The organism is Streptomyces sp. Rer75 (genome assembly GCF_013414305.1).
GTDB classification, from domain to species: domain Bacteria; phylum Actinomycetota; class Actinomycetes; order Streptomycetales; family Streptomycetaceae; genus Streptomyces; species Streptomyces himastatinicus.
Map to the genome: position 1 here is coordinate 9,343,861 of NZ_CP058693.1, position 26,269 is coordinate 9,370,129.

31 protein-coding genes are annotated in these 26,269 nt (G+C 71.4%); 6 read left to right on the forward strand and 25 right to left on the reverse strand.

From position 1 onward, the window contains the following. Positions 1 to 30: 30 nt before the first annotated feature. On the reverse strand, positions 31 to 798 hold the full coding sequence (locus HYQ63_RS39590) for an IclR family transcriptional regulator (protein WP_179938646.1): 768 nt from the start codon (positions 796 to 798) through the stop codon (positions 31 to 33). A 153-nt stretch (positions 799 to 951) separates the two neighbouring features. On the opposite strand from HYQ63_RS39590, the gene HYQ63_RS39595 reads away from it, so the two are divergent. After that, a complete protein-coding gene (locus HYQ63_RS39595; protein ID WP_179938648.1) occupies positions 952 to 1,386 on the forward strand; it encodes an ATP-binding protein in 435 nt (144 codons plus the stop codon). A gap of 23 nt (positions 1,387 to 1,409) precedes the next feature. Here the strand turns inward: HYQ63_RS39595 and HYQ63_RS39600 are convergent, their stop codons facing one another. The 4 genes from HYQ63_RS39600 to HYQ63_RS39615 form a co-directional block, all read right to left on the reverse strand. Further along, complete coding sequence (locus tag HYQ63_RS39600; RefSeq protein WP_179938650.1) at positions 1,410 to 2,033, reverse strand: SpoIIE family protein phosphatase; 624 nt, start codon at positions 2,031 to 2,033, stop codon at positions 1,410 to 1,412. Positions 2,034 to 2,049: 16 nt separating this feature from the next. Continuing rightward, positions 2,050 to 2,262: a ferredoxin gene (locus HYQ63_RS39605; protein ID WP_179938652.1), complete on the reverse strand. Its 213-nt coding sequence runs from the start codon at positions 2,260 to 2,262 to the stop codon at positions 2,050 to 2,052. Between the two features lie 5 nt (positions 2,263 to 2,267). After that, positions 2,268 to 3,503: a cytochrome P450 gene (locus HYQ63_RS39610; protein WP_179938654.1), complete on the reverse strand. Its 1,236-nt coding sequence runs from the start codon at positions 3,501 to 3,503 to the stop codon at positions 2,268 to 2,270. 117 nt (positions 3,504 to 3,620) lie between these two features. Continuing rightward, positions 3,621 to 4,958: a gluconate:H+ symporter gene (locus tag HYQ63_RS39615; protein ID WP_179938656.1), complete on the reverse strand. Its 1,338-nt coding sequence runs from the start codon at positions 4,956 to 4,958 to the stop codon at positions 3,621 to 3,623. Positions 4,959 to 5,147: 189 nt separating this feature from the next. Here HYQ63_RS39615 and HYQ63_RS39620 point away from each other — a divergent pair, with 189 nt between their 5' ends. Continuing rightward, positions 5,148 to 6,269 carry a DUF5954 family protein gene (locus HYQ63_RS39620; protein WP_179938658.1) on the forward strand — a complete coding sequence of 374 codons (1,122 nt, stop codon included), beginning with the start codon at positions 5,148 to 5,150 and terminating at the stop codon, positions 6,267 to 6,269. A gap of 27 nt (positions 6,270 to 6,296) precedes the next feature. On the opposite strand, the gene HYQ63_RS45330 is transcribed toward HYQ63_RS39620, so the two are convergent. The 6 genes from HYQ63_RS45330 to HYQ63_RS39645 form a co-directional block, all read right to left on the reverse strand. Continuing rightward, positions 6,297 to 6,419 carry a hypothetical protein gene (locus HYQ63_RS45330; protein ID WP_257232457.1) on the reverse strand — a complete coding sequence of 41 codons (123 nt, stop codon included), beginning with the start codon at positions 6,417 to 6,419 and terminating at the stop codon, positions 6,297 to 6,299. A 78-nt stretch (positions 6,420 to 6,497) separates the two neighbouring features. Then, positions 6,498 to 6,872, reverse strand: a complete 375-nt coding sequence (locus HYQ63_RS39625; protein WP_179938660.1) for a hypothetical protein — start codon at positions 6,870 to 6,872, stop codon at positions 6,498 to 6,500. Positions 6,873 to 6,934: 62 nt separating this feature from the next. Further along, a complete protein-coding gene (locus HYQ63_RS39630) occupies positions 6,935 to 7,384 on the reverse strand; it encodes a roadblock/LC7 domain-containing protein (RefSeq protein WP_179941004.1) in 450 nt (149 codons plus the stop codon). 79 nt (positions 7,385 to 7,463) lie between these two features. Continuing rightward, entirely contained in the window at positions 7,464 to 8,234 is a 771-nt protein-coding gene (locus HYQ63_RS39635; RefSeq protein ID WP_179938662.1) for a transcriptional regulator, read from the reverse strand. Next, the gene (locus HYQ63_RS39640; protein ID WP_179938664.1) at positions 8,234 to 8,671 is read right to left on the reverse strand and encodes a hypothetical protein; all 438 of its coding nucleotides are present in this window, start codon (positions 8,669 to 8,671) and stop codon (positions 8,234 to 8,236) included. Before HYQ63_RS39640 ends, HYQ63_RS39635 begins: the two co-directional genes overlap by 1 nt. Positions 8,672 to 9,140: 469 nt before the next feature. After that, the gene (locus tag HYQ63_RS39645) at positions 9,141 to 10,211 is read right to left on the reverse strand and encodes an Lrp/AsnC family transcriptional regulator (protein ID WP_257232458.1); all 1,071 of its coding nucleotides are present in this window, start codon (positions 10,209 to 10,211) and stop codon (positions 9,141 to 9,143) included. Positions 10,212 to 10,336: 125 nt separating this feature from the next. Between HYQ63_RS39645 and HYQ63_RS39650 the strand changes: the two genes are divergently transcribed. Both HYQ63_RS39650 and HYQ63_RS39655 read left to right on the forward strand, forming a co-directional pair. Beyond that, positions 10,337 to 11,641, forward strand: a complete 1,305-nt coding sequence (locus HYQ63_RS39650; protein WP_179938668.1) for an amidohydrolase family protein — start codon at positions 10,337 to 10,339, stop codon at positions 11,639 to 11,641. Continuing rightward, positions 11,641 to 13,224 (forward strand): AbgT family transporter, encoded by a 1,584-nt coding sequence (locus HYQ63_RS39655; RefSeq protein ID WP_179938670.1) that lies wholly within the window; start codon positions 11,641 to 11,643, stop codon positions 13,222 to 13,224. Before HYQ63_RS39650 ends, HYQ63_RS39655 begins: the two co-directional genes overlap by 1 nt. Positions 13,225 to 13,281: 57 nt before the next feature. Here HYQ63_RS39655 and HYQ63_RS39660 read toward each other — a convergent pair whose 3' ends face one another. Beyond that, the gene (locus HYQ63_RS39660; protein ID WP_179938671.1) at positions 13,282 to 14,118 is read right to left on the reverse strand and encodes an undecaprenyl-diphosphate phosphatase; all 837 of its coding nucleotides are present in this window, start codon (positions 14,116 to 14,118) and stop codon (positions 13,282 to 13,284) included. Positions 14,119 to 14,293: 175 nt separating this feature from the next. On the opposite strand from HYQ63_RS39660, the gene HYQ63_RS39665 reads away from it, so the two are divergent. Beyond that, a protein-coding gene (locus HYQ63_RS39665) for an IS5 family transposase (protein ID WP_373689008.1) occupies positions 14,294 to 15,168 on the forward strand; the annotation gives its coding sequence in 2 pieces (ribosomal slippage) (positions 14,294 to 14,687 and positions 14,687 to 15,168; 876 coding nt in all). Between the two features lie 21 nt (positions 15,169 to 15,189). Here the strand turns inward: HYQ63_RS39665 and HYQ63_RS39670 are convergent. The 13 genes from HYQ63_RS39670 to HYQ63_RS39730 all read right to left on the reverse strand — a co-directional run bounded on the left by HYQ63_RS39670 (position 15,190) and on the right by HYQ63_RS39730 (position 24,927). Continuing rightward, positions 15,190 to 16,236, reverse strand: coding sequence for an AEC family transporter (locus tag HYQ63_RS39670; protein WP_179938672.1), 1,047 nt, complete (start codon positions 16,234 to 16,236; stop codon positions 15,190 to 15,192). A 36-nt stretch (positions 16,237 to 16,272) separates the two neighbouring features. Continuing rightward, positions 16,273 to 18,033: an NAD-dependent malic enzyme gene (locus HYQ63_RS39675; protein ID WP_179938673.1), complete on the reverse strand. Its 1,761-nt coding sequence runs from the start codon at positions 18,031 to 18,033 to the stop codon at positions 16,273 to 16,275. 45 nt (positions 18,034 to 18,078) lie between these two features. Next, positions 18,079 to 19,149 carry a bile acid:sodium symporter family protein gene (locus tag HYQ63_RS39680; RefSeq protein ID WP_257232459.1) on the reverse strand — a complete coding sequence of 357 codons (1,071 nt, stop codon included), beginning with the start codon at positions 19,147 to 19,149 and terminating at the stop codon, positions 18,079 to 18,081. Between the two features lie 391 nt (positions 19,150 to 19,540). Beyond that, entirely contained in the window at positions 19,541 to 20,404 is an 864-nt protein-coding gene (locus HYQ63_RS39685; protein ID WP_179938677.1) for an oxaloacetate decarboxylase, read from the reverse strand. A gap of 214 nt (positions 20,405 to 20,618) precedes the next feature. Further along, positions 20,619 to 20,930 (reverse strand): gas vesicle protein K, encoded by a 312-nt coding sequence (locus tag HYQ63_RS39690; RefSeq protein ID WP_179938680.1) that lies wholly within the window; start codon positions 20,928 to 20,930, stop codon positions 20,619 to 20,621. Positions 20,931 to 20,967: 37 nt separating this feature from the next. After that, positions 20,968 to 21,177 carry a gas vesicle protein gene (locus HYQ63_RS39695; protein ID WP_179938683.1) on the reverse strand — a complete coding sequence of 70 codons (210 nt, stop codon included), beginning with the start codon at positions 21,175 to 21,177 and terminating at the stop codon, positions 20,968 to 20,970. Then, a complete protein-coding gene (locus HYQ63_RS39700; RefSeq protein WP_257232460.1) occupies positions 21,174 to 22,001 on the reverse strand; it encodes a GvpL/GvpF family gas vesicle protein in 828 nt (275 codons plus the stop codon). The genes HYQ63_RS39695 and HYQ63_RS39700 overlap by 4 nt, the downstream gene beginning before the upstream one ends. Continuing rightward, on the reverse strand, positions 21,998 to 22,438 hold the full coding sequence (gvpJ, locus tag HYQ63_RS39705) for a gas vesicle protein GvpJ (RefSeq protein WP_179938686.1): 441 nt from the start codon (positions 22,436 to 22,438) through the stop codon (positions 21,998 to 22,000). The genes HYQ63_RS39700 and gvpJ (HYQ63_RS39705) overlap by 4 nt, the downstream gene beginning before the upstream one ends. A gap of 2 nt (positions 22,439 to 22,440) precedes the next feature. Next, positions 22,441 to 22,692 carry a gas vesicle protein GvpG gene (locus HYQ63_RS39710; RefSeq protein WP_179938689.1) on the reverse strand — a complete coding sequence of 84 codons (252 nt, stop codon included), beginning with the start codon at positions 22,690 to 22,692 and terminating at the stop codon, positions 22,441 to 22,443. Between the two features lie 13 nt (positions 22,693 to 22,705). Continuing rightward, positions 22,706 to 23,422 carry a GvpL/GvpF family gas vesicle protein gene (locus tag HYQ63_RS39715; RefSeq protein ID WP_179938691.1) on the reverse strand — a complete coding sequence of 239 codons (717 nt, stop codon included), beginning with the start codon at positions 23,420 to 23,422 and terminating at the stop codon, positions 22,706 to 22,708. Between the two features lie 2 nt (positions 23,423 to 23,424). Further along, a complete protein-coding gene (gene gvpJ, locus HYQ63_RS39720; RefSeq protein ID WP_123108207.1) occupies positions 23,425 to 23,805 on the reverse strand; it encodes a gas vesicle protein GvpJ in 381 nt (126 codons plus the stop codon). A 182-nt stretch (positions 23,806 to 23,987) separates the two neighbouring features. Next, positions 23,988 to 24,296 carry a gas vesicle protein gene (locus HYQ63_RS39725; protein ID WP_179938694.1) on the reverse strand — a complete coding sequence of 103 codons (309 nt, stop codon included), beginning with the start codon at positions 24,294 to 24,296 and terminating at the stop codon, positions 23,988 to 23,990. 4 nt (positions 24,297 to 24,300) lie between these two features. Beyond that, complete coding sequence (locus HYQ63_RS39730) at positions 24,301 to 24,927, reverse strand: TetR/AcrR family transcriptional regulator (RefSeq protein WP_179938696.1); 627 nt, start codon at positions 24,925 to 24,927, stop codon at positions 24,301 to 24,303. A gap of 148 nt (positions 24,928 to 25,075) precedes the next feature. Between HYQ63_RS39730 and HYQ63_RS39735 the strand changes: the two genes are divergently transcribed. Continuing rightward, positions 25,076 to 26,266 (forward strand): cytochrome P450, encoded by a 1,191-nt coding sequence (locus tag HYQ63_RS39735; protein WP_179938698.1) that lies wholly within the window; start codon positions 25,076 to 25,078, stop codon positions 26,264 to 26,266. Positions 26,267 to 26,269 lie beyond the last annotated feature (3 nt).

Below are 26,269 nucleotides of genomic sequence, written 5' to 3' on the forward strand. Positions count from 1 at the left end.
CAGGTCAGCGGGTACGGGCGGGACATGGGGTCACCAGCGGGCCGCGCCGAGGTCCCGGGAGATGGCCCGTGCGGCGTCCCGGGTCAGTCCGACCAGTGACGGCTGGGGGCGGCCCTTGCCGTCGCAGATGCGTTCCACGGTGCCGGACACCCCGACGGCGCCCACGACCAGGCCGCCCTGGCCGCGTATCGGTGCCGCGATGTCCGCCTCACCCATGACGGTTTCCTGGACCGCGGACGCCCATCCGGCCTCCCGGATCTCGCCCAGCGCCTGGTTCAGCGCCTGCGGGGAGGCCAGCGTGTGCCGCGTGTAGGTCTCCGGCTCCGCCTCCATGACCGGTTCCACCGGCGTCGCCCCGAACGCCAGCAGGACCTTGCCCAGGGCGCTGGCGTGCAGCGGCAGCAGCGAGCCGACGTCCAGGGTCTGGAAGGTGTCGTCGGGTCGGAAGACATGGTGGACGATGAGCACCTTGCCCTCCAGCGGCACCCCGATGCGGACGGCCTCCCCGCTGCGGGCGGCGAGGGCGTCGGCCCAGTTGAGGGAGCGGGACCGCAGCTCGTTGATGTCGAGGTAGCTGGTCCCCAGGTGCAGCAGCGCCGCGCCGAGCTGGTACTTCCCGGTGGCCCGGTCCTGTTCGACGAAGTCGACGCTCTGGAGGGTGCGCAGAATGCCGTGGGTGGTGCCCTTCGCCAGGCCCAGTGAGGCGGCCACCTCGCCCAGTCCGAGCCGACCGGAGCCCTGGGCGAGCAGCCGCAGAATTGCCGCCGCACGCTCGATGGACTGCACCGGGCCGGCCATGTCGTGATCGTAGCTCTTCGGGCATGTGTTCACCCCCGCACGGGAACGTTCGGTAATGCCGACCAGGATTCGTTGACCCCGTCGGTCGTCGCCCATAGCGTCCGTATCAGGACATGAGGAACACGACCGGCGGACCATCCGGAAGGAGGAGATATGGCGGACCAGCTGACCATCCCGTGGACCGGCGGCACCTACGTCGATCATCACTTTCCGGTGCCGCATCTCCACGAGGCCGTCGCCACCGTGCGGCGGCGGGCGCATGCGCTGCTGGCCGACTGGGGGCTGGCCGCCGACACCCTGGAGGACGCGCTGCTGGTGGTCTCGGAACTGATCACCAACGCGGTTCTGCACGCCCTGCCCCCGGCCGTTCTGCGGCTGCGCTGGAGCGAGACCAAGGGATGCGGCACCCTGCACATCGCGGTCACCGACGGCGGACCGACGCCCCGGGGCCCGGGCTCGGCGGAGGAGACCGAACCCGATGAACACGGGCGCGGGCTCGGCATCGTCACCGCGCTCTCGGCCCGCCACGGCACCCACCCGGGCCACGGGGGAGTCGTCACCCGCTGGGCGGAGATGCCCGTCGGCTGACCGGTGCGCGGCCATGGCCCGGTTCACTGGCGCCCGTGCGGGGAGATGGCGAGGGCGGCGACATCGTCGTTCGGCGGCCCGCTCAGCGTCGTCACCTCGCCCCGCGAGATCAGGACGGGCTCGATGCGCCCGTGGTTGATCACCGTCACCCGGTGCGCGAGCGGGTCGTACTCGATTAGCGCAGCGGTCACGAACAGCTCGTCGTCCGGGATCTCCGCGGCCTCCCGCGCCATCCGGCTCTCCAGCCGGGCACAGACCTGCCCCAGGTCCCCGGGTTCGTACGCGGCCCGGCGGAAGCCGCCGAGCACATCGGCGACGGTACGGACCGCCTGGAGCCCCTTTCCCCGGACGTCGCCGATGATGGCCCGCTCACCGTTGCGGTGCGCGGCCAGCGCGGTGCCGAGGGCGCCGACCAGGGCCGGGCCGAGCGTGAACGCGGCCACCACCGGCAGGGCGATGAGCAGGAAGCTCACCAGCCACTGCACGGGCGTCACCGGCTCGATCGCCAGGATCGCCGCCACGTACAGGACCGGCAGCCAGCGCAGCCAGGCCGGGGGCGCGGGCACACCCCGGAGTGCGTCCCGGGCATCGGCCACCACGCTCCTGGGCGCCTGATAGCGCACGGTGGGGGGTGTCTTGCCGATCATGCCGGGCTCCCGACGCCTAGCCCTCGTCCGGCCCGTCGCACACGAGGCGGATGACGCCGTTCGGGCAGAGCCGCGCGGCCAGCCGGGCCTTCTCGTGCAGCGCGGGCGGAGGGCGGTCGTCCAGGACGATCACCATGCCGTCGTCCTCGGCCTGGTCGAACAGTTCCGGTGCGCGCAGGGTGCACAGACCGGCGCCCCGGCACCGGTCGCGGTCCACCTCGACGCGCATCACGCTCACTCTTCCCAGGTGACGGGGAGCCGGTGGACTCCGTAGACGAGCATGTCGTCGCGCAGCGGCACCTCCTCGCGCGGCACCGCCAGCCGCAGGGTGGGAAACCGCCGGAGCAGCGCCGGGTAGCCGGTCCGCATCTCCATCCGGGCCAGATGCTGGCCCAGGCACTGGTGGATGCCGTGGCCGAAGGCGATGTGCTCGGTGGCGTCGCGGGTGATGTCCAGGTCGTCGGGGGCCGGGAACCGGGCGGGGTCCCGGTTGGCCGCGGCGATCGAAGCGACCACGGTCTCCCCGGCCCGCACCCGCACCCCGGCGATCTCCACGTCCTCCCGGGCGACCCGGACCGTGCCGAACTGGACGATGGTCAGATAGCGCAGCAGCTCCTCGACCGCGTCGTCGGCCCGCTCGGGCCGCTCGCGCACCAGCCGGGCCTGCTCGGGGTGGCACAGCAGGGCGAAGGTGCCCAGGGCCAGCATGTTCGCCGTCGTCTCATGCCCGGCGATGAGCAGCAGCAGCCCCACGCCGGTCAGCTCCGCGTCGGAGAACGCCGCCGCGTCCGTCTCGTCCGCGCCCTTCGTGTCCTGGACCAGCCGCGACAGCAGCGCCTCGTCCGGGCGGCGCCGCTTGGCCGCCACCAGATCCCGCATGTAGTCCCACACCGCGTCCCGGGCCGCGAAGATCGTCTCCTCGTCCTCGTCGATCCGGAACAGGGTGGCCGACCACGCCTGGAAGTCGGCCCGGTCGGCGTACGGCACCCCCAGCAGCTCGCAGATCACCAGGGACGGGATGGGCTGGGCGAACGCCCGCACCAGATCGGCGGGCGGTCCGGCGCGCTCCATCGCGTCCAGATGATCCGCGACGATCCCCTCGATGCGCGGCAGCAGCTCCCGTGTCCGCCGCACCGTGAACCACCGGGAGAGCAGCCGCCGGTACCGGGTGTGCTCGGGAGGGTCCATGCCGATGAACGAGCCAAGACGGCGCGGATCGTCCTCCCGGACCGGAAACGCCCGGACAGGCGACGACGCCCGGATCCGGTCCGCGCTGAACCGGTCGTCCGCGAGCAGCTCGCGCACGTCCTCGTAGCCGGTGAGCAGCCAGCCCGCCTTTCCGTCCGGAAAGGCCAGCCGGGCGGCCTTCCGCCGCTCCCGGAGCGCCCCGTACGCACCGGGCGGGTCGAACGGGCAGCTTCGGTGGCGGGGCAAGGAGACCGGGGACGGCCCGGATGAGGTGACGGGCACGGATGCGCTCCCTTCCACCAGGCGTTCACACAGACATTTACATTCGAGCGTAATCGGTACAAACCGGGCTGACCCGATGTGGCCTGCGGTGCCTGCGGGAGCCGCTACGAGGAGCCGCTACAGGCCGAGGGCGTCCAGGCTCGCCTCGACCGCCAGCACACCGCCGAGGCCGAGTACCGCGAGCACCGTGGTGTACGTGGTGCGCGCCTTGATGGCGTCGATGACGGAGAGGTTGAAGTACTCCTTGAACATCCAGAACCCCGGGTCGTTGACGTGCGAGAAGGCGATGGAGCCGCAGGACACCGCGAGCACCATGAGTTCGGGGTGGACCCCGCTGCCGGCGATCAGCGGCTGCACCACCCCGGCGGCCGTGACGACGGCGACCGTGGCCGAGCCGAGCGCCACCCGGAGGATGACCGCGATGAACCACGCCAGGAAGATCGGGGACACCGGCCAGTCGTCCGTGAGGTTCTTGATGTAGTCGGATATCCCGCCCTCCACCAGGACGCCCTTGAAGGCGCCGCCCGCCCCGATCACCAGCAGGATCATCGCCATCGCCTGGGCCGCCGAGTTGCACGACTTGCTGACCTCCGCGAGCCCCCGCCCGATCCGCGGGCCGAACGCCCACAGGGCCAGCAGCAGGGTGAGCAGCAGGGCGATCGGCGCCGAGCCGATGAAGGTGACGAAGGGCAGGGCCGCGTCGGAGTCGGGCACGGCCATGTCGTACACCGCCGCCCCGGCGATCAGGACCACCGGGAAGAGCGCCACCGACAGCGACCAGCCCATCCCGGGCATCTCCTCCTCGCCGAAGGTGCGCTCGGTGACCAGGCCCTGGGGGATCTCGGGGTTCATCCGCCGGACGAACGGAAGCCGCGGCCACACCAGGGCGATCAGCGCACCGAACGGCACGGCGAAGAAGAGTCCGTAGAACAGGGTCAGTCCGACCGACGCGTCGAACGACGCGGCCACCGCGGTGGGTCCGGGGTGCGGCGGCAGGAAGCTGTGCATGGTCGACAGGGCGATGGACATCGGCAGCCCGACCCACAGCAGGTTCGCCCGGGTGACGCGGACGATGGTGAACGCGATGGGCACGATGATGACGAAGGCCACCTCGTAGAACATCGTCACGCCGATCAGCATCGCGGTCACCACCATGGCCACCTGCACCCAGCGCAGCCCGAAGGTGTCGACCAGCTTGCCCGCGATCCGCTGGGCGGCGCCGCAGTCGCCCATGACCCGGCCGACCATGGCCCCCAGCCCGATGACGATCATCGTGTCGCCGATCTGGTCCCCGATGCCGCCCGCGAGGACGTCCGGGATCTTCTCCAGCGACACCCCCTGCACCAGCGCGACGCCGACCGCCACCAGGAGCAGCGCGATGAAGCCGTTGAGCTTCAGCTTCGTCATGAGGAACAGCAGGCTCAGAACGCTGATCCCGACGATGACAAGAGGCATGCGACCCCCGGCTCCACATATGTGTACTTGGTCTATGTATGGAGATGGAGGCTAGGTTGGCACCGGACGGCGGGTCAATAAGCGTGCGTGACCTTGTTGTTGAGGGCGGCTCAAGGGCCCATCCCACGGACGGATGGACTTTCAGCCGATCTATCGCGCAAGCGGCTTGTATGTGCTCATGCTGGCCCCATGACGGAAGAGGGCGAGAACGTCCCCGCCTATCGGACGGTCCGGGTGGCCGCGCCGGAGGCGCCGGTGGCGGCGGTGGCGGATGTGGAGGCATGGCGGTCGCGGGAGGTGTATCCGGAAATCCTCTCGGCCGGCGGGCCGGTGTTCGGGGTGGTGCGGGAGCGTGAACACGGCGGCTGGGAGCTGGTGTCGCCGTTCTCGGGGCTGGCGCCGCAGGACGCCCGTGAGGGCATGGGCTGTCAGTTCCGCAAGATGGCACAGGAGGCGGAGGCCGCCGGTGACCGGGCGGGCCTCGAGGAGTGCATGGCCGCCGCGGAGCGGATGGACTGGGAGGTCATCGACGAGATGACGGTCCAGGGCAGCCGGTTCCGGGTGGTCCGGGCCGAGCGCTTCCTCCGCTCCGGCCCCCAGGGGCCCGAGCCGCCGCGGATCACCGACCTCGATCCGGCGCCCCCGGGGGAGGCCCACAGGGCGCCCGACCCCACCTCGGGGTTCGTCATCGATCCGGTGACCGCCACCGGTGTGTCCGACGGCATCCTGAAGCTCGAACTGCTGTCGATGCTGCCCAAGCGGGGCAGCGTCCCCCAGGAGGTGCGCGACGACTGCCTGCGGGCGGCGGACACCCACCCGGGAGGCGTGCTGCTGCCGCCGACGTTCATGACGGTCGAGAGGGCCGCCGGGGAGTGGCGGTCCGACTGTACGGGGACGTCGACCACGCCCCAGGGCGCCCGGGACACCCTGGCACTGGAGATGCGCGTCCTCATCCCGTGGAAGCTCGGTCTCGAACCCGCGGAGCGCGTCCCGTACATGGCCGCGGCGGACCGTCTGGACGCCGAGCGGGGCGATGAACTGGAGGTGCAGGGGCGGCTGTTCAGGATCGCGCGCGTCGAGCGCCTGGTGCGGATCGGGCCGGACGGGCCCGAGGGGCCCCGGCCCTCCGACTGGGATCCGCAGCCGCCGGTGAAGCTGCACGACCAGCAGCTCCGCGAACAGGGCCTGCTCATCGACGACGAGGAAGACGACGAGGACGACGAACTCGAACTCGACGCGCACACCCGCAAATTGGCCGAGCTGTTCAACGAGGAGGAGGCCCGGCGCAAGGCGCGCCACGAGGGGCGCTGAGCGCGGCGGTTGTCAGGCGATGAGGACCTAGGCCACCGCGGAGACGGCGCCCACGGCCACCCCGTAACCGGGAATGGCGAGCAGCGGCCAGGGGACGGGCCTGGGCACCAGCACCCGCCAGTGGAACGCGTAGTCCCGGTACTCGGGCAAGCCGTCCGTCCCTGGATCTCGGTGCGGGGCGACGGGGCTGCCGCCGCCTGCCTGTCGCCCCGCGACCGCTGCGGAGGATCAGACCTCCAAGTCGTTCTCGATCCGGCGCAACTGGTGGCGGGCCATCGCCAGGTTGGCCCGGTTCTTGTCCAGCGCCAGATAGAGGAACAGCCCCTGGCTGTTCCGGCCCTTCAGCAGCCGGATCAGGTGGTACTGGCTGCCGAGGGTGATCAGTATGTCCTCGATGGAGTCCTTGATGCCGAGCTGTTCCATGGTGCGCACCTTGGCGCGGACCACATCGGTGTTGCCCGCGGCCGCCACCGTCAGGTCGAGTTCCTTGCCCCCGCCCAGGGTGCCCAGGGCCATGCCGCTGGAGTAGTCGACCAGCGCGACGCCGAGGGTGCCCTCGATGGACGTCATCGCCTCTTTGAGCGCGGTCTGGGTGTTCGCCATGATCTGGCAGTTCCTTTCGATGGATGGTGTGTCCGGGTGGTGTGCCCGGGTGGTGTGCGGCTTCAGCTCTGCTCGGCCTTGCCGAGCGCGTCGCCCACCAGCTCGGCGACGCGGGCGCCCGACCGGCGGGCTTCCATATGGAGACGGCCCACGTTGGTGCGCCCCCCGGCCAGCACGGTCAGGACGGCCGCGGGGCCCGCGGCGTACGTGGCGACATAGCCCTCCTCGCCGCGGACCAGCAGTTCGCGGAAGGCGCCCCGGCCCGTGGCGTCGGCCAGCGACTGCGTCACCCCGAGGGCGGCGGCGGTCAGCGCGGCGACGCCCTCGGGCTCGATGGTGGCCGTGTCGTGGGCCAGTACGAGACCGTCGCTGGTGGCGACCAGGGCGCCGGTCACATGAACGACGCGGGCCCGCAATCGGCGCAACTCGTCCAGGACTTCGGGTTCGGCGGCCAACAGCTCTCTCCTCTCCGCACGCTGTCGCGGGTCGGGCGGGCGCCGCCGCGGATCCATGCGCTGCCGCGGGTCCGTGCGCTGCCGCAGGGCGCGTCTCACGACGGGACGCCCGAGGCGGCGGGGGCGGTCGGGGGAATCACAGGTGTGCCTCCAAGGCGTCACGGAGCCGACGCAGCAGGGGGGCGTCGGGTTCGGCGAAGTCGGCCGCGGCCGGGCCGGGTACCGGGGCCGACGGCAGGGGGGTGCGGGGTGATCGGGGCGTCTCGACGTAACCGGCGGCCGCCAGCCGCCGCACGTCGAGCAGCGTGTGGAAGGCGGGGCGGCCCAGCGCCCGGGCGATCCCGGCGGGGGTGCGCATCCCGTCGGCGTGCGCCAGCACCGCGCGCTGGCGGCGGGTGACCGGCGGGAGGTGTCCGTCCGGGCGGCGCAGCACCACGGGTTCGGTGTCCACCCGCGGATACGGCCACACGCTGTCGAGCAGCTTGCCGCGCCGCCGGATCTCCCGCTCGACGGCGACCGCGCCCACCGGGCGCACCGGGCCGAGCCAGTGCGCCGCGCCCCGCTGGAAGCCGCGCGGTCCGCTGCCCGGCCCGAGCGCGAACCAGGCCGCGTCGAACAGCGCGCCCAGGTGGCAGATCTCCAGCTCCGCGCCGGTCAGCCGCCCGCTGTCCACGAGGAACCGGCCGACCAGCCCGGCGGTGGCGGTGCGGTCGAACGCCTCCCGCCAGCTGTCGGCGGTGAGCCGTCCGCCGGTGGTGAGCAGCACGTCCAGGCCCGGGGACAGCGGGCTCTCCGCGTGCACGACCTGCCCGTCCGCGAGATAGACGGTGCCCGCGTCGCACAGCAGCGCGCCGCTGGCCCGCTCGGCGGCCAGCTCGGTGAGGCGGGGCGCGGGGCCGGGTCTCATCAGAGGGCCAGCCGCTGCGACAGATCGCGCAGCCGCATCCGGGCGAGTGCCAGGTTCCCCTCGCGGCGGTCGAGCCACAGGTAGAAGAAGACACCGCTGTCGAAGGCGGTGTCGACGAAGCGCAGCAAGTGGTAGCAGGTGCGGGTGGTGACGATGACGTCCTCCACCGGAGCCTCCCCGGGGGCCGAGCCGTCGCCTTCCCCGGGGGCCGAGCCGTCGCAGTGGCCGTCACCGCGCGGTTCGAGCGCCGCGAACGCGGACTGCTCGGCGGCCATGCGCGCCAATTCGGCCGTCTCCGCCGCGGTGGCCTCGGGGTCGCCGTCGCGTGTCTCGCCGACCATGCCGAGCGCGAGCCCGCTGGTCCACTCGATCACGGCGGCGCCGCGCGCGCCGTTCACCGTCATGGCGTCGAGCAGGCATTCGTCGATTCCGGGCATGCGGTCTCCCCTCCTGCGTTGCCCGTGGCGCACCCGAGGGCTCGCCAGTGACGGAGAGGTTACGCACGGTTCAGCGGATGGGGGTGAAATCTGTCGATGGGCCGAAACCGCGTACGCCGTGTAGTACGCTCCGCGGCCCTTTGGTACCTCCGTGGCCCCATGGACCCCGGCGGCAACGCGGCGGGGGAGCGGCCGGTGCGGTGCGCGCCGCCGGGCGCACCCATCCGGACCAGCCCGTTCGCGCCGCGGTGCGGTCGTCCGTACGCAAGAGCCCGCGGCCTATGCGGTCGCCGCACCGCCGGTGCCGCGACCGCGCCGGATCATCGCCGCACCGGGACGGACGTAGCGAGAACAGGCTCTTCTGGGTTACCGCGGGGGAGACGCATCATGCGATTGTCCTACGTAGGCATATGACAGATGGATAGGCGCCGGGCGCTTCCCGCCCGCTGAGCTGACCGAATCCCGACGCTCAGCTCTCGTCGCTCGCCACGCCGTGCGCTCCCTGCGGCTGGCGCAGCGGGACGACGCCCACACAGCGCCCGTCCCGGTCCAGCAGCCGTCCCATGTGCTTCACCGTGCGCAGCACCACCGAGCGGTCGTCGATGGTCAGATGGGGCACCTGCCGCGCCACATGCGCCTCGAAGCCGTGCACATCGCTCATCGCGCGCAACCAGACGTCGATCACCACGTTGTGCGGACCGGCCGTGATCGAGCACGACCGCACCTCCCGCATCCCGGCCAGCACCCGGGTGCTCTCCCGCAGATACCGCGCCGGTACGGACGCGAAGTACACCGCGGACAACGGCCAGCCGGACAGCGGCCGGGCCAGATCGCAGCGCACGCTGACCCGGGAGGCCAGCAGGACCCCGAGCCTGCGCCGCACCGTGGTGGTACCCGCGTCGGCGCCCGCCGCCAGGTCCCGTATGGACATCCGGCCGTCGGTGTTCAGCAATTCCAGCAGCCGCGCGTCCAGCGCGTCCCGGCCCGGGGTGCCGCGGGTCGCTTCGGGCGCGGGGCAGGCCGCCGCCTCCAGCCGGGCGCACTGCGCCGCGTCCAGGCTGCGCAGCCGCCACCGGCTGCCCTCGGTCGGCATGGCCGTCGCCACATGGGTGCGGGTCGCCCGCACCCCCGGCCGCCCCCGGAACAGCACCGTGGAGAGGTGCGCCAGCTCGTCGAGGCCCGTGGTCTGCACGGTGGCCACCAGGTCCCGGCTGCCCGCCGTGAGCTTGACGTTCGCCACCGCCGGGTCGGCGGCCAGGGCCTCGGCCACCTCCTCGCCGACCCCGGGCTCGGTGTCGATCTCCACCACGGCGGTCACCACGAGGCGCGCGTCGGACAGCCGCGGATAGGCGGTCACCCAGGCCAGGCCCGCGTCCTCAAGCCGGTGCCAGCGCCGCGCGGCCGTCACCGGGTTCACCCCGAGGACGTCGCCGACCAGCGTCCACGGGGCCCTGGGGTGGATCTGGAGGGCGTGCACCATGGCCCGGTCCAGTTCATCCAGTTCGCCCTGTGGTTGCGCGGCGGAAAACTGCGTGTCCATGGGCGGCTGATTCCTGCGCGTCGTGGCCGATTCTCGATGGAATGCTGCACCGTAGCACGCGGAAAACACGTCGGCCCAACACTGCTGCCTACCTGTTTACCGCACGCGAGGAGTGAATCCGGTCCATGAAGGATCAGCTGGCCCCCGAAACCGTCCGGACCGCGTTGCGCATCGAGAACGCGACCCTCATCGACGGCACCGGGGCGTCCCCCGTGACCGACGCCGTCGTGATCAGCGACGCCGAGGGCACCCTCACCTACGCGGGACCCGCTGCGACTGCACCCCCTGGGCCTCCCGCGTCCGGCGGCGACACGGCCGGGACCCGCGTCATCGACGCCGGTGGCCGCACCGTCCTCCCCGGCTTCTTCGACTGCCACACCCACTTCGCGTACGCCCACGCCTCCCCGCCCGGCCGCCGCGGCGAACTCGACCCGGTGCTGGTCACGTTCGACACCGCCACGCGCATGCGGCAGACCCTGGACGCGGGCATCACCAGCGCCCGCGACCTGGGCGGGCTCTCCGCGGGCTACCGCATCGCGGTGGAGAGCGGACGGATCACCGGTCCCCGGCTGCACACCGCCGTACGGATCATCAGCCACACCGGCGGCCACGCCGACGTCCGCCTCCCCGACGGCACCGACCTCAGCGGCGGCGCGATGTCCGAGATCGCCGACACCGTGGACGAATCCCGCCTCGCCGTGCGCAAGGTGCTCCGCGCGGGCGCCGACCTGGTCAAGATCTGCGCCACCGGCGGCATGGGCAGCCCCTACGACCAGCCGGAGGACGAGGGGCTGCTGGAGGAGGAGATCCGGGCCGTGGTGGACGAGTGCCGTCGCCACGGTGGCAAGCCGGTCGCCGCCCACGCCCAGGGCACCGAGGGCATCCTCAACGCCATCCGCGGCGGCGTCACCAGCATCGAGCACGGCTACGGCCTGAACGACCAGGCCCTGGAGATGGCGGGGGAGCGCGGCACCTTCGTCGTACCGACCCTCTCCACCGTGTACGCGGGCATCGACAAGGACACCATGGCGCCCTTCCACTACGAGAAGAAGACCCGCTGGTCCGGCATCACCAAGGAGAACATCGCCCGCGCCATCGAGCAGGGCGCCCGCATCGCGCTCGGCACGGACGCCGCCGTCTGCCCGCACGGCCAGAACCTGATGGAGCTGAGCTACCTGGTGGACCTCGGCATGGACCCCATGGCCGCCATCGTCGCCGGCACCCGCACCGCCGCCGAACTCCTCGGCGTGGACGACCGGCTCGGCACCCTGACCGCCGACCGCACCGCCGACCTGATCCTGTGCGACGGCGACCCGCTCACCGACATCGGTCTCCTCGGCGACCCCGCCAACATCCTGTGCGTCGTCCAGGACGGCGCGGTCAAGAAGGACCTCCTGCTCCCAGCAGCCTCGAAAGGAGCGCGCCCCTGATGGCATCGCTGACCGGAATCCCCGCCCAGAACGGCAAGTCCCCGGATAACGGCAAGCCCCGCGGGCTCGACCGGGTGCTCTCCCTCATCGAGCGGGCGGGGAACGCCCTGCCCAACCCCGTCGTCCTGTTCGCCGGGCTCTTCGCGCTGCTGGCCGTCGTCTCCACCGCGCTCGCCGCCACGGGCGTCTCGGTGAAGGTCCCCGGCACCGACGACACCAAGAACATCGAGGGACTGCTCACCGGCACCGGGCTGCGCTGGCTGCTGGAGAACCTGATCCCCAACTTCGCCACGTTCCCGCCCATCGGCGCCGTCGTGGTTCTGATCATGGTGGTCGGGCTCGCGGAGAAGACCGGCCTGCTGGAGACGGTGATGCGGGCCACCCTGGCCCGCATGCCGCGCGCCGCCCTCCCGTACGCGGTGGCGCTCATCGCCAGCCAGGCGCACATGATGAGCGACGTCGGAGCCATCGTGCTCCCGCCGCTGGCCGCCATGGTCTTCAGGAGCGCCGGACGCCACCCCGTGGCGGGTCTCATCGGCGGCTTCGCCTGCGTCACCGCGGGCTACGCGGCCGGGTTCACCATCGGCTCCCTCGACGCCCTGTACGTCGGGATCACCCAGCAGGCGGCCGCGGTGCTGCCCGCCGCCGACGGGCTCCACATCCACCTGCTCATCAACTACTTCTTCACCGCCTCCAGCAGCATCGTGCTCGCGCTGCTCGGCGGATTCCTCATTAGCCGCGTCCTGGAGCCGCGCCTCGGCCCGTACGAGGGCACCTACGAGCCGGCCGACGGTGAGTCCGGGCAGGAGGACCTGACCCTCACCCCGGTCCAGCGCCGCGGCCTGGTGGCCACCTGTCTCGTCGTCACCGGGTACCTGGCCGTGGTCCTCGCGCTCTGGCTGCCGCCCGGGGCCCCGCTGCGCGGCAAGGGCGGGGCCTTCGTGCCCTCGCCCGTGCTGGACGGCATCGTCCCGGTGCTCTTCTTCGCGTTCCTGCTCGCCGGGATCACCTACGGGTTCACGGTCAGGAAGCTCAGCGGTGCGGAGGACGTGGTCACGGCCATGACCGACTCGATGAAGAACATGTCCGGCTACCTCGTCATGATGTTCTTCGCCGCCCAGGTCATCGCGCTGTTCACCTGGTCCAATGTGGGGGTGCTGCTGGCGGTGAAGGCCGCCGCGCTGTTCAAGGCCCTGGGGGTGACGGGCTTCTGGGCGATCATCGCGTTCGTCCTGCTGGCCTCGCTCCTCAACCTCTTCATCCTCTCCGGGTCCGCCCTGTGGTCCCTGGTCGCCCCCGTCTTCCTGCCGGCGTTCATGCTGATGGGCATGAGCCCGGCGCTCAGTCAGGCCGCGTTCCGCATCGGCGACTCCGCCACCGGGGTCATCACGCCGATGAACCCGTACCTCTTCCTCATCCTCGCGATGGTCCGCCAGTACGAACCGGAAGCCCGGCTCGGCACCCTCATCTCCCGGCTCGCCATCTTCGTCGTGCCGTTCATGGCGGTGTGGCTGGCGATCCTGGGGATCTTCTACGGATTCGACCTGCCGCTGGGCCCCGGCGCGACCATCGGCCTGAAGTAGCCCAACCCCTGTCGCATGCGAACGGCCCCGGGCGACCGCCCGGGGCCTCGCGCACACTCAGGCGCTGAGCACGTGCGTACCCAGCAGGCCGAACAGCAGGACGCCCACGGCGATGCGGTAGATCACGAAGGCGTTGAAGGAGTGCTTGGCGACGAACTTGAGCAGCCAGGCGATCGACGCGTACGCCACGACGAACGACACGACCGTGCCCACGGCCAGCGGCGCCGCCGCCACACCACCGCCGAGCGCGTCCTTCAGCTCGTACACACCCGCACCCGTGAGGGCGGGCAGGCCGAGGAAGAACGACAGCCGGGTGGCGGCCAGCCGGTCCAGATCCAGGATCAGCCCGGTGGACATCGTCGCCCCGGAGCGGGAGAAGCCGGGGAAGAGCAGCGCGAGGATCTGCGAGCCGCCGACCAGCATCGCGTCCTTGAGGGACGTGTCGTCCTCGCCGCGCTTGTGACGGCCCGTCCGGTCGGCCGCCCACATCAGCCCGCTGCCCACGATCAGCGACCCGGCCACCACCCACAGGGACGCCAGCGGCCCCTCGATCAGGGGCTTGGCGGCGAGGCCGACGGCCACCACGGGGAGGGTGGCGTAGATGACCCACCAGGCGAACTTGTAGTCGTGCCGCTCGCGCAGCTCCCGGTTGACGATGCCGCGGCCCCAGGCGCGGGCGAAGCGGACGATGTCCTTGAAGAAGTAGAGCAGCACCGCGGCGATGGCGCCGACCTGGATGACCGCGGTGAAGGCGACGACGGCCTTGTCGTCCACCGGGATGTCCATCAGCCCCTCGGTGATCTTGAGGTGGCCGGTGGAGGAGACGGGCAGGAACTCGGTCACCCCCTCGACGACGCCGAGGACCACGGCCTGGCCGATGCTGATCGCGCTCAACGGAGCCATCCCTGCGCTGGTGACATGTCCCTCTTTGTAGCACGGCGGCCGTTGTGTCCCGGCCCGTGTGTCCCGGCCCGCCGGTACGCGACCTGAGTGCGCACCGGCGGGCCGGGGGCCGCGCCCACTAGGGTCTGTTGCGAAAGTGGATCTTGTTCGTTGATGATCACTTCCTGTGGGACGTGGGGATCTGACGAACGGCCAGTGGGCCCGGCTTGAGCCTCTGCTGCCGACGGGCATCAAGCCGGGGCGGCCGCAGGTGTGGACGCGGAGGCAGCTGATAGACGGCATACGGTGGCGGACCCGGACCGGTGCTCCCTGGCGGGACGTGCCCGAACGTTATGGGCCGTGGGACCGGGTCTATGACCTGTTCCGGCGCTGGCAGCGGGACGGCACCTGGGCAAGGATCCTCACCCAGCTCCAGGCCGAGGCGGACGCGAAGGGCCTGATCACCTGGGAGGTCAACGTCGACTCCACCGTCTGCCGGGCTCATCAGCACGCCGCGGGAGCGGCGAAAAAGGGGACCTCCAGAAGGAACCGCCCGGCGGGATCTTCGTCGAGCCGGCCGACCACGGCCTCGGACGCTCCCGCGGCGGACTGACCAGCAAAATCCACCTTGCAGTCGAGCAGGGGCAGAAGCCCTTGTCCCTCGTGATCACGGCCGGGCAGCGGGGCGACTCCCCGCAGTTCGAAGCGGTCCTGGAAGCCATCCGGGTTCCGAGGCTGGGGCTCGGCAGGCCGCGCAAGCGCCCGGACCGGGTGCGGGCCGACAAGGCGTACGATTCCCGCGGCAATCGCTCCTACCTGCGCAGACGCGGGATCAAAGCCACCATTGCGGTTCCGGCGGACCGAGTCCGCAACCGCCTCAAGCGTGGATCGCGTGGCGGGCGGCCGCCGAAGTTCGACAAGGACGACTACAAGCAACGGCACGCGGTCGAGTGCGGGATCAACCGGCTCAAGCGGCACCGGGCCGTTGCCACTCGGTACGACAAACTCGCCGTCCGCTACGAAGCGACAGTGCTGGTCGCAGCCATCAACGAGTGGCTGTGACCAGCACTTTCACAACAGGCCCTAGCTGGTCAGGTTGATGATCAGCGGCAGCGAGGCGAACGACAGCACGATGCTGATGATCACCGAGGAGGCGATGCGGTGCTCCTCGCTCTTGACGTGCTGTGACGCGAGCATCATCGGCACCGGGGAGACGGGGAACGCCAGGATCAGGGCCGTCTCCGCGGCGACCTCGTGACCGGTCAGCACCAGGCCGATGGCGTACGTGCTGAGCGGCAGCACGACCACGCTGGTCAGCGCGATGGCGATGGCCCCCGGGCTCAGCTGGGGCATGCCGACGCGGGCGAGGGTGACGCCCACCGACAGCAGTGCCACACCCGAGGCGGCCTGGCCCACCAGCGACAGCGAGCTCTCGATCATCTCGGGCGGACGCACCCCGGCCAGCGCGATGACCAGCCCGAGCAGCGGGGCCCAGGCGAACGGCTTGCGCAGCGGCCGGAGGACCTTCACCCAGGTGGGTACGGGCCTGGCTGCCGCGGCCCCGGTGCCGCCGTCCCGCTCCTCCTCGGCCGCGGCCGGCCCGCCGCCCGTGGACACCAGGACGCGGGAGGGCGCGGACGCCGCCGCGGTGGCTTCCGCGGCGTGCGGGCGGCCGAGGTTGAGCAGGATCAGCACGAGGGGGTCGAGGATGACGTTGACGAGGATGCCCGCGATGGCGATCGGGATCGCGGCCTTGGCCCCGCCGAACAGATTGCCCAGGATCGTGACGCCCATGAAGGCGTACTGCGGCTGGACGGAGGCGAGCGCCAGGATGGACGCCTGCGGCAGCGGCAGCCGCCCGAAGAGGCGCAGGCCCAGCAGGATCAGCCCGAACAGGCCGAGCAGCCCGAGGGCCAGCATCCCCACCAGGGGGCCCTGGCTCAGCAGGATGTGGCGCGGGGTGTTCGCGATGCCCAGGAAGAGGGACGCCGGGAGGGCGAACTCCATGGTGAGCACCCGGAGCGCGTCCGCGCGCTGACCGTCGAACGACGTGCCCCGCCCGGCCCCGTAGCCCAGGGCGATGACGAGGAACACGGGCACGACGATGGTGAAGATGTGTGAAAAAGACATGGTCCAGTCCCCAATTCAGCCGGTGAGTACGCGTCGTCAGACCGGCTGGATCGGGCGGTAGACCGGGCTCCACATGGCCTCGCGGACCGTGCGGTCGAGCTGGTCGTCCGCGATGGGCGTACGGGCCACCCCGTCGTGCGCGGCGGCGCGGGCGACGGCCGCGGCGACCGCGGCGGAGGTCTCGCGCAACTGGTCGACCAGCGGGAGGATCGGGGCGCCGGGGGTGCCGGAGTCGATCATCTCGGCGATCTGCTCGGCGGCGGCGAGCAGCATGCCGTCGGTGATCCGGGTGGCGCGCGCGACGATCGCGCCGAGGCCGAGACCGGGGAACACCAGGGCGTTGTTGGCCTGCCCGATGACATGGGTGACCCCGTCATGGGGCACGGGCGGGAAGGGACTTCCGGTGGCGATCAGGGCCCGTCCGCCGGTCCACCGGACCAGGTCCTCGGGCTTGGCCTCGGCCAGCGGGGTCGGGTTGGACATCGGGAGGATGACGGGCCGCTCGGTGTGGGCGGCCATCTCCCGCACGATCTCCTCGGTGAAGGCGCCGCCCTGGCCCGAGGTGCCGATGAGGATGGTCGGCCGGGCGCGGCGGACCACCTCGGCGAGCGCGATGCCGCCGACCTGCTCGTCCCGGTGCCAGTCGGCGACGTCGGCCGCCCGCCGGGCGTACCGCCGCCGGTGGTGGTCGAGCCCCTCGGCGTCATCGGTGATCAGGCCGTACCGGTCGACGCACCAGAACCGGTCGGACGCCTCCTGCGGGTCGAGCCCGTCGGCGATGAGGGCGTCGCGCAGCTGGTCGGCGATGCCGAGCCCGGCCGAGCCCGCGCCGAAGATGACGATGCGGTGGTCGCGCAGCGGCGTACCGGTGACGCGGGCGCCGGACAGCACGGCGGCCAGGTTGACCGCGCCGGTGCCCTGGATGTCGTCGTTGAAGGTGAGCGCCCGGTCGCCGTAGGTGTCGATGATGCGCCGGGCGTTGCCGGACCCGAAGTCCTCCCAGTGCAGCAGCGCGTCGGGGAAGACGCGGCCGACGGCGGCGATGTACTCGGCGATGAAGGCGTCGTACGTCTCGCGGTCCACCCGCGGATGACGGTTGCCCAGGTAGAGCGGGTCGTCGAGGAGTTCCTGGCGGTTGGTGCCCGCGTCCAGCACGACCGGCAGGGCACGCGCGGGGTCGATTCCGGCGGCGGCGGTGTACACGGCGAGCTTGCCGATGCAGATGTCCATGCCGCCCACGCCCCAGTCGCCGATGCCGAGGATGGCCTCGCCGTCGGTGGCGACGAGCAGGTCCACGTCCTCCGGGCCCAGGCCGCTGGCGCGCAGCGAACGCTCGATGTCCTGCGGGGCGTCCACCGAGAGGTAGACACCGCGGGAGCGGCGGTACTCGTGGCTGTAGCGCTGGATCGCGGTGCCGACGGTGGGGGTGTACACGATCGGCAGCATCTCGCTGAGGTGCTCGCCGAGCAGGTAGTAGAACAGCACCTCGTTGCGGTCCTGGAGGGACCGCAGGTACACGTTCTTGTCCAGGTCGGTGGCCTTGGCCCGGTACTGGGCGTAGGCGCGGGTGGCCTGCTGCTCCAGGGTCATGACCTGGGCCGGGATCAGGCCGGTCAGCCCGAGGGCGTCCCGCTCGGGCTCGGTGAACGCGGTGCCCCGGTTGAGGCGGGGGTCGCTGAGGATGGCGCGCCCCCGCGAGGTGGTCTCCCAGGTGTGATCGGTCGGGTTCCACCGGGTCGCCGCGCCTGCGGAAGAGGCAGGGTCGGACGCCTCCGCTTCGGTGAGATCGCTCTTCATGGGTACTGCTTCCTCACTGGTCGTGCTTCGCGGTGGGTGACACCGCTAAAAACCACGATACCAAGAGGTTGAAAGGCGGACCTTTAGGGGGGTCGCGGTATGTGCGCTGGTCAGGGGCGTTGACCCGGAGGAGGGGCGGGCCCATCGGGTCGAGATGACTGTACACACCATCAATTGGAGCTGGTGGTAGAGCATCAGCGGAAGGATCACCGGACCCGCCGAGTCCCCGAACAGCACCGCGGCCATGGGCAGCCCGGTGGCGAGGCTCTTGTTGGAGCCGCAGAAGACGATGGCGACCCGGTCCTCCCGGCCGAACCCGAGGCGCCGCGCGGCGTACGACGTCGTGACGAGGGCCACCGCCAGCAGCGTCGCGGCCACGCCCAGCAGGGCGAGCAGCCGCACCGGAGTGATCTGCTGCCAGATGCCCTCCGTCATCCCCCGGCTGAACGCCGTGTAGACGACGAGCAGGATCGCCCCGCGGTCCAGCAGGCCGAGCGTCCGCCGGTGACGGACGGTGAACTCCCCGATCCAGCGGCGCAGACACTGCCCGGCAGCGAAGGGCAGCAGCAGCTGGGTGGCGATGCTCAGCAGACCGTCGGCCGAGAAGCCGACCCTGGAACCGATCAGCCAGGCCGCCAGCAGCGGTGTGACGGCCATCCCGGCCAGGCTGGAGTACGTACCGGCGCAGATGGCGGCCGGGACGTTCCCCCGGGCCGTGGAGGTGAGGGTGATGGAGGACTGGACGGTCGAGGGGACGACGCAGAGGAAGAGAACGCCGGTGGAGAGCCGGTCGGTGAGCAGGAACGGGGCCAGGCCGCCCACGGCCAGCCCCAGCAGCGGGAACAGGACGAAGGTGCTCGCCCCCACCAGGAGGTGAAGCTTCCACTGCCGCAGGCCGTGCACCGCCTCCCGGGTGGACAGCCGGGCGCCGTACAGGAAGAAGAGCAGCCCGATGGCGATGTCCGCGGCGCCCTCGACCGCCCCGGCCGCCCGTCCGGAGGCGGGCAGCAGCGCCGCGAGCGCGACCGTGCCGAGGAGGGCGGCGACGTAAGGGTCGACCGCCTTCCTCAACCGGCCCGGCCATGACCACGGCCATGGCCAGGACGGGGACTTCACGTCAATCACCGCTTTCGCTTTCGTGATCGCTGCCTGCCGTGCCCGCGCTGAGGAGCAGGGTGTCGAGGGTGCGGTCGATCTCCAGCCAGGAATCCGCGAAGGAGTTGTCGATGACCGCCAGGCCGACGTGCGGCCCGGTGACCGGCGCGGACTCCTCCGGCTCCTCGTCAGGTGCGCACGGGCACGGACCCGATGCGGCAGGTGCGGCAGGTGCGGCGGGGCGGCAGGTACGGCGGCCCAGGCGGCCTGGCCGCCGCAGAGCACGCCCGCGGTGGCCGCGAGGACGATTCCCCCGGTGGATGCCCGGGTAAAGCCGCTTTCTTTTTCGGCTTTCGATGACGGCCGGTGCCGGACCGGAAAGGCGTCGGCGATACGGAACGGAATCCGCGGGTCATACCGCGGCCGGATGGTGATCGGCGTGATGCCTGCTGATGTTCCCCTCCAGCAGTCCCGTGGCCCCCTTCACGCCGATGCAGCCGGTCTCCCGGGTGTCCGGCAGGCGGCCGTCCGCCATTTTCAGGTCGACCAGCGCACCGTCGATCGCCCCGTGCGCGGCGAAAAGACACGGGGTGCTGTAGATCGCGATATCGACGCCGAGATCCGTCAGCTCGGAAAGCGAAAGCCGGGGCGATTTCCCGCCCGCGATCTGATTGAACAGCAGCGGCTTGTCGCCGACGACCTTACGGATCCGGCGGATCCACTCCACGCTGCGCACCCCGTCGACGAGCACCACGTCCGCGTCGGTCTCCGCCAGCGCGGCGGCCCGCCGCATGATCTCCGCCTCCTCGGTGGCGTCCGTGCGCGCCACCACGAGCAAGTCCTTCCTGCTGCTCAGCACCAGGTTGAGCTTCTCCAGGTACTCCTCGAGCGGCAGCACCAGCTTCCCGTCCGCGTGTCCGCACCGGCGCGGCCGCTTCTGGTCCTCCAGGATCACCCCGGACGCGCCGCCGCGCTCCAGCCGCTGCACCACATGGCAGGCGACCTCGGGGTCCACATAGCCGTCGTCGATGTCCACGAGCAGATGATGCCCGGGGAACGCCAGCCGCAGCCGCTCCACGAAGTTCACCATGTCCGGCCATGCGATGAATCCGATGTCCGGCAGCCCGTAGTACGATGCGGCGAATCCGAAACCGGAGACGAAAAAGCCGTTGTAGTGGCGGGCCGCGATCGACGCCGAGTACATGTCATAGATGCCGATGAGTGGTGTGGTGCGAGGAGAGTCGATATCTTCTCGCAAGGCATGACCGTACCGCATGGTGTTCCCTTCGATCCGGTAACCTTCCACCGATTCCGGTTCAGGTTATGTGGAGGCGTGGGCACATTTACCGAAACCCAAGAAACGGTAAAGTGGCACACCGTGATGGAGTGACTGGATTCCAGGGAAAAAGATGCCGGTGCGGGCTCGTAGGGTGGTCGAGAGCACCTTGAGGTGCAGGCGGTGCGGATGAGGCGTCGCCCGCCGACGCTCCCTACGCCTGGCCCGCCGGGGACAGCAGGGTCCCCAGCGGGCCGAGGTCGAGGTTGAGGTCCTCCATGCGCAGACCGTGCCGGTCGCACATCTCCTCCATGCGCTGCTGGAGGATCATCAGCGTCATCCCGATCCGCTCCTCCTGCTCCTCCGTCAGATCGCCCTTGTCGACACGGTGCAGCGCCTGGCGCTCCATCAGCTGACGCAGCAGCTCGACCACGGTCAGCACGAGCTTGGCCAGATCGCGTTCCACCGAGTCCGGGTCGGTGCGCAGGCGCTGGGCGGGGGTGGGGCGGTCGGGAGTGGCTGACATGCGGCGGGGTTCCTTCCGGTCGGGGCAGTGGCGTCCGTCAGGGCAGCGGGGGAGCCGGGTGCTCGGCGTCGACGGGGGCGATGACCGCGCGCAGGTCGATCCGTACGAGATCGACGTCCGCGATGGACAGCACGAGGTCCCCGGCCAGCACGACCCCGCCCCGGAGCAGCCGGTCGAGGATGTCGATCAACGCGACCTCGCGGCCCGCGAGCGCCCGGGTGTCCTCCTCGTCCAGCGCGGTGCTCACGCGGACTCCCGGTGGGCGGCCGGCTCGGGCGGGAGGGCGAAGGAGTACGGCGCCCACGGGCCGGTCACCTCGACCCGCACCCCCTCCTGGCCTTCGGCTGCGGCCAGGACGCGGGCGCGGAAGTCCTCGGCGCGGTCGGCGGGCACCAGATACGCGTCGTTGGCGATGTTCTCCCCGGCATCCCCGCCTCCCGCCCTGGCCAGCTCGCCGCGCTGCGGCCGGTGGGCGACCCGCTCCACGGCGATCTCCCCGGCCTCGTCGGCGATGCGCGCGGCCGTCCGCACCGCGGCCTGCCAGGCGTCCTCGGCGCCGCGCCGCCGTCTGCGGCGCGCGGCGAGATATGCCCGGCCGGGGCTGAGCCCGGAGCCCCCCGCGTCGTCCTCCGGCGCCGCCGCGGCCGTCTCGCCACCGGCGGCCGTATAGACCTTGACGCCCCATTCGACGCGCCCGGTGAGCCGCTCCAGCAGCGGCAGGAACTCGTCCCGGCGCTCCTGGAGCACCTGCCGCACCCGGTCCTCGTCCCGGTACACGGTGGCCAGCCGCAGCGGCAGCACGGCGCCCAGCGGGGCCAGCGCCGCCACCACCCCGTGGTGGCCCCGGGCCAGCGATTCGAGCCGGGGCAGCTCCTCCAGGCGCGCCTTGAGCGCCGCTTCCCCGAACTCCCGGGCCGGAACCGGTCCCACGGCCGCGGCAAGGTCACCGGTCTCCACGAGCCCCACCTGCTCGTCGGCCACCCCGCGCAGCGCGGCGACCGCCCGCGCCGCCTCGGGGGTGGGGCGCAGCACCGCGTAGGCGTACACCATGTGCTGTGCGATATCGGTCACCCGTTCACGCTCCTGTCGCTCATATCGCCCCTGTCAGTCCTGTCGCCCCTGTCGCCCCTGTCCGGGGGCTGTGCCCGCAGCGCCGCGATCTCGGCGCGCAGCCGTGCGTTCTCCTCGCTGAGGGACCGTTCCGCCCCGTCGCCCCCGCCGTTCTCGCCGCTTTCCACGGCTCGGGGCCGTGCGCGCGAGGACAGCGACGGATCGTGCTCCCACCAGTCGATGCCCATCTCCTTCGCCTTGTCGACGGAGGCGACGAGCAGCCGGAGCTTGATGGTGAGCAGTTCGATGTCGAGCAGGTTGATCCGGATGTCGCCCGCGATCACCACGCCCTTGTCCAGCACCCGTTCCAGGATGTCGGCGAGGGACGGGGCGTCCCGCTGGTCGTACGAGGCGGGCAGGCGCGGCGAACCCAGCCTGCCCGCTACCGGTTCTGTCATCGTCACGGGGCTCGTCTCTGCTCGTGCCGTTCCAGCTCGTCCAGCCGGTCCAGCAACTCGTTCTCGCGGCGGTCGTACTCGTCCTCGTCGATCCGCCCGGCCAGCAGGTCCTGTTCCAGTTCGGTGAGGGCGCGCCGGACCGGCGCCGGGTCGTAGTACTCGCGCTCGGCCGCCACGAGCACCTGCTCGGCGACCCAGACGGTCGTGCGCACCGGCGCGAGCGGAAAGGTGAGGAGCCCGGTCAGCAGTCCCACGGCGCCCCCGTCCTCAGGCCACGAAGCTGTACGGGGGCAACGGCCCGCGCAGCCGGAAGTCGTAGCCGTCCCCGTAGCCCTGCGCCAACTGCCGCGCGGCCCGGGAGAACTCCTCGGCGCGCCCCCGCTCCACCAGGAACGAGGCGTTGAGGAAGTCGTCACCGGCCGGGGAGGACACCACCTTGTGGCGGGCCATCCCGGCCAGCCGTCCGACGACCTGCTCGGCGAGTCTCTGCTGCCGTACCCCCACCTGACGGGCGACCAGTTCGCCGAGCGCCACCCGGTCCTCGTACGAACCCCGGCCGTCGCGGGTGCGCTCGTTGAGGCGCCGCGCGTCGTCGGACTCGGTCAGCACCTCCCGCAGCAGGTCGTCCTGGGAGCGCGCCGCCTTCAGGTTGAACTCCGCGGTGGCATCCAGCTCATCGAGCCCGCGCACGTACTCGGCGCGCTTGGCGTCCAGCGCCGACTTCACCGCGACCTCGTCGGGGGCGAGCAGCCCGAACCGCATCGGCAGCACCGCCCCGTCCGCCATCAGCCGCCCCTGCACCTCCTGATGGGCGGCCAGGTCGCGGCGCTTGGGGCGCAGGGTCTCCGGCGCCGGGCTCACCACGCCCGTCAGCGGGCCGCTGGTCACCGCGCGCGGCACGCCGGACACGCCGCCCACCGCGCGCAGCCCGTCCAGCCGCAGCGGATGGTCGGAGCGGGTGATCGCGTAGAGGTAGAGATGCATGGTCACTTGTCCTCGTCATCGTCGCCGCCGAACACATTGCCGATGGCATCGATGGCGCCGCTCAGCGCGCCCTCGGTCTTGCCCCGGGCGCCGCCCTCGACGATGTTGCCGACGATGTCGCTCAGCTTGTCCGGGGCCTTGCGGCCGGATTCCAGGTCGAGGCGGTTGCACGCCTCCGCGAAGCGCAGATACGTGTCCACGCTGGCGATCACGATCCGTATGTCGATCTTCAGGATCTCGATGCCCACGAGGGACACCCGGATGAAGACATCGATGACGAGGCCGCGGTCCAGAATGAGTTCGAGGATGTCGAAGAGGCTGCCGGTTCCTGAACCGGTCGAGGTGGTGGCTGGTACTCCGCCGGTCTGCGTCATGACGGTCACGTGTGGTCGTCCTCTCGCTCGCTCGGTCTGCCCGTGTGCTTGTACGAGCGGGACCGCACCCGTGTTCACTCTTGATCCGCGGGAAACACGTGTGCCGCACAACGACGAGCGCCCCGCGCCACCGGGACTCGGCGGCGCGGGGCGCGGGGCGCGGGAGGACGGGATCAGCGGGAAAAGGGTGGTCAGCGGCCGCGGTCGAGCTGGCCGCGTGCGTAACGGCGCAGCCTTTCGTAGCCCAGGAGCATGCCCTGCGTGTCGAGGGTCACCCGGTACGAGGCCAGGATGGTCATGGTGTCCGGCACCCGTACCAGCTCCACCACCTCCACATCGGCCAGCCATCCGTCCTGTGTCGGCTGCAACGCGGAGACGGACTCCGGCGCGGTGCCCAGCAACTCGCCGAGCTGCTGGGCCGCGCCACGCATGGCCTGGGCCGCGGGAACCCGGCGCGGCCGGTCGTTCGTCTCCGGGGTGTCCGGATCAATGCTCGTCATGGTCCTACCGTGCCAAGTCGGCGGAGTGCGTGGTGTGCGGATCGCCGAAGCGCGTGACCGGCAGATCCTCCAGCAACGTGGCGAGCGCACCGGTGACCAGGGCGCACACCTCGTCCGGATCGGCCTCGGCGAGCGATTCCTTGCCCACGACCACCCGCATCAGCCCGATGCCCAGCATCCACGAAAGCGCCAGGTCGGCACGGAGTCCGCGGTCCTCGGCACTGCTCAGGGAGGCCAGCACCCGGGCGTAGTCGTCGCCCATGTCGCGCACCGCGGTACCGATTTCGTCGCCGCTGCCCACCGAGCGCAGCAAGGTGGCCAGCGCACGGTCCTCGCGGGTCCGGTCGCCGTGTCCGAGCATGCCGCGCAGCGCGGTCTCGAACAGCTCTCTCGGCGGGGTGGTGTGCAGCTGTTCCTGGCCATCGTGCGCCACCACCTCCCCGAACAGGGCCTTCTTCGAACCGAAGTAGCGGAACAGCAGCGCCTGGTTCACCCCGGCGCGCTCAGCGATGTCGCGTACGGTGGCCCGTTCGTATCCCCGCTCGGCGAACAGCGCCGACGCCGCCTCCAGCAGCATCCGCCGTGTGCCCTGCGCGTCCCGCCGAGGTGCTTCCGGTGTGGTTCCACCCATCATCCACTCCTGTCGTCGGCCGACCGCCCCACCGCTTGCCGCCCGCCGCTCCGTCGGAGCGTCAGAACACCGGCCGAGAGGCGCCGTTGACCGTATCAAGGGGACCGGCCTAGCTTCGTAAGCACGTGCTTACGCCAGGGAGGTCACGATGACCACAGCGGAGACGACACCCATCGCCTATCCCTTCAACGACCCCGAGGGCCTGGATCTTTCCGCGGCCTATGAGGAAGCGCGCCACCGTCCCGGACTGCTCCGGGTGCGCCTGCGGTACGGCGAACCCGCCTGGCTGGCCACGCGGTACGCCGACGCCCGGCTGGTCCTCGGCGACCGGCGTTTCAGCCGCGCGGAGGCCCTGAACCGGGATACGCCGCGGCAGGGCGAGGGGCAGATGGACGGCGGCATCCTGAGCATGGACCCGCCCGACCACACCCGGCTGCGCACCCTCGTGGCCAAGGCGTTCACCGTCCACCAGGTGGAGAAACTCCGGCCGTACGTCAGGGAGTTGACGCAATCGCTGCTGGACGAGCTGGAGGCCGCCGGGCCGCCCGCCGACCTGGTCGATCGCTACGCCCTGCCCATCCCGGTCGCCGTCATCTGCCGGTTGCTCGGGGTGCCGGAGGAGGACCGGCCGAAGTTCCGGGTGTGGAGCGACGCCGCCCTGTCCACCAGCTCCCTGACCGCGGCGGAGTGGGAGCGCAACCGCGAGGAACTGCGCGCGTACATGGCCCGGTTGGTGCAGGAACACCGGGAAACCCCGCGCGACGACATCATGACCTCCCTGATCGAGGCGCGGGACCAGGGCGACCGGCTCTCCGAGCTGGAACTCGTCGACCTGTGCGTCGGCATCCTCGTCGCCGGGCACGAGACCACGGCCACCCAGATCCCCAACTTCGTGATGGTGCTGCTCGACCACCCCGACGAGCTGCGCCGGTTACGTGAGGAGCCCGAGCTGATCAAGGGCTCCGTCGAGGAGCTGATGCGGTTCGTTCCGCTCGGCGTCGGCGCCTCCCAGGCCCGCTACGCCACCGAGGACATCGAGGTGGGCGGCACCCTGGTGCGGTCCGGGGAGCCCGTCCTGGTGGCCGTCGGCTCGGCCAACCGCGACGCGCTGCGCTTCGACGAGCCGGGCAGGCTGAACGTCGCCCGCCCCGCCACCCAGCACCTGGGCTTCGGCCACGGGGTGCACCACTGCCTGGGCGCGCCGCTGGCCCGCCTGGAGTTGCAGGAGGCCCTCGGCGCGCTCATCGGCCGCTTCCCGAACCTGCACCTGGCCGGGGACGTGGTGTGGAAGGACCAGATGCTGGTTCGGGGGCCGCGGGTCATGCCGGTGGGGTGGTGACCC

Coding starts and splice junctions, on each gene's coding strand:
- HYQ63_RS39670 (WP_179938672.1), bottom strand. CDS start 16,236: ATGTCTTTTTCACACATCTTCACCATCGTCGTGCCCGTGTTCCTCGTC.
- HYQ63_RS39630 (WP_179941004.1), bottom strand. CDS start 7,384: ATGGATCCGCGGCGGCGCCCGCCCGACCCGCGACAGCGTGCGGAGAGG.
- gvpJ (WP_179938686.1), bottom strand. CDS start 22,438: ATGACAGAACCGGTAGCGGGCAGGCTGGGTTCGCCGCGCCTGCCCGCC.
- HYQ63_RS39725 (WP_179938694.1), bottom strand. CDS start 24,296: ATGACGAGCATTGATCCGGACACCCCGGAGACGAACGACCGGCCGCGC.
- HYQ63_RS39735 (WP_179938698.1), top strand. CDS start 25,076: ATGACCACAGCGGAGACGACACCCATCGCCTATCCCTTCAACGACCCC.
- HYQ63_RS39595 (WP_179938648.1), top strand. CDS start 952: ATGGCGGACCAGCTGACCATCCCGTGGACCGGCGGCACCTACGTCGAT.
- HYQ63_RS39615 (WP_179938656.1), bottom strand. CDS start 4,958: ATGCCTCTTGTCATCGTCGGGATCAGCGTTCTGAGCCTGCTGTTCCTC.
- HYQ63_RS39650 (WP_179938668.1), top strand. CDS start 10,337: ATGAAGGATCAGCTGGCCCCCGAAACCGTCCGGACCGCGTTGCGCATC.
- HYQ63_RS39600 (WP_179938650.1), bottom strand. CDS start 2,033: ATGATCGGCAAGACACCCCCCACCGTGCGCTATCAGGCGCCCAGGAGC.
- HYQ63_RS39690 (WP_179938680.1), bottom strand. CDS start 20,930: ATGTCAGCCACTCCCGACCGCCCCACCCCCGCCCAGCGCCTGCGCACC.
- HYQ63_RS39675 (WP_179938673.1), bottom strand. CDS start 18,033: ATGAAGAGCGATCTCACCGAAGCGGAGGCGTCCGACCCTGCCTCTTCC.
- HYQ63_RS39730 (WP_179938696.1), bottom strand. CDS start 24,927: ATGGGTGGAACCACACCGGAAGCACCTCGGCGGGACGCGCAGGGCACA.
- HYQ63_RS39715 (WP_179938691.1), bottom strand. CDS start 23,422: ATGCATCTCTACCTCTACGCGATCACCCGCTCCGACCATCCGCTGCGG.
- HYQ63_RS39620 (WP_179938658.1), top strand. CDS start 5,148: ATGACGGAAGAGGGCGAGAACGTCCCCGCCTATCGGACGGTCCGGGTG.
- HYQ63_RS39590 (WP_179938646.1), bottom strand. CDS start 798: ATGGCCGGCCCGGTGCAGTCCATCGAGCGTGCGGCGGCAATTCTGCGG.
- HYQ63_RS39645 (WP_257232458.1), bottom strand. CDS start 10,211: ATGGACACGCAGTTTTCCGCCGCGCAACCACAGGGCGAACTGGATGAA.
- HYQ63_RS39655 (WP_179938670.1), top strand. CDS start 11,641: ATGGCATCGCTGACCGGAATCCCCGCCCAGAACGGCAAGTCCCCGGAT.
- HYQ63_RS39635 (WP_179938662.1), bottom strand. CDS start 8,234: ATGAGACCCGGCCCCGCGCCCCGCCTCACCGAGCTGGCCGCCGAGCGG.
- HYQ63_RS39685 (WP_179938677.1), bottom strand. CDS start 20,404: ATGCGGTACGGTCATGCCTTGCGAGAAGATATCGACTCTCCTCGCACC.
- HYQ63_RS39605 (WP_179938652.1), bottom strand. CDS start 2,262: ATGCGCGTCGAGGTGGACCGCGACCGGTGCCGGGGCGCCGGTCTGTGC.
- HYQ63_RS39625 (WP_179938660.1), bottom strand. CDS start 6,872: ATGGCGAACACCCAGACCGCGCTCAAAGAGGCGATGACGTCCATCGAG.
- HYQ63_RS39640 (WP_179938664.1), bottom strand. CDS start 8,671: ATGCCCGGAATCGACGAATGCCTGCTCGACGCCATGACGGTGAACGGC.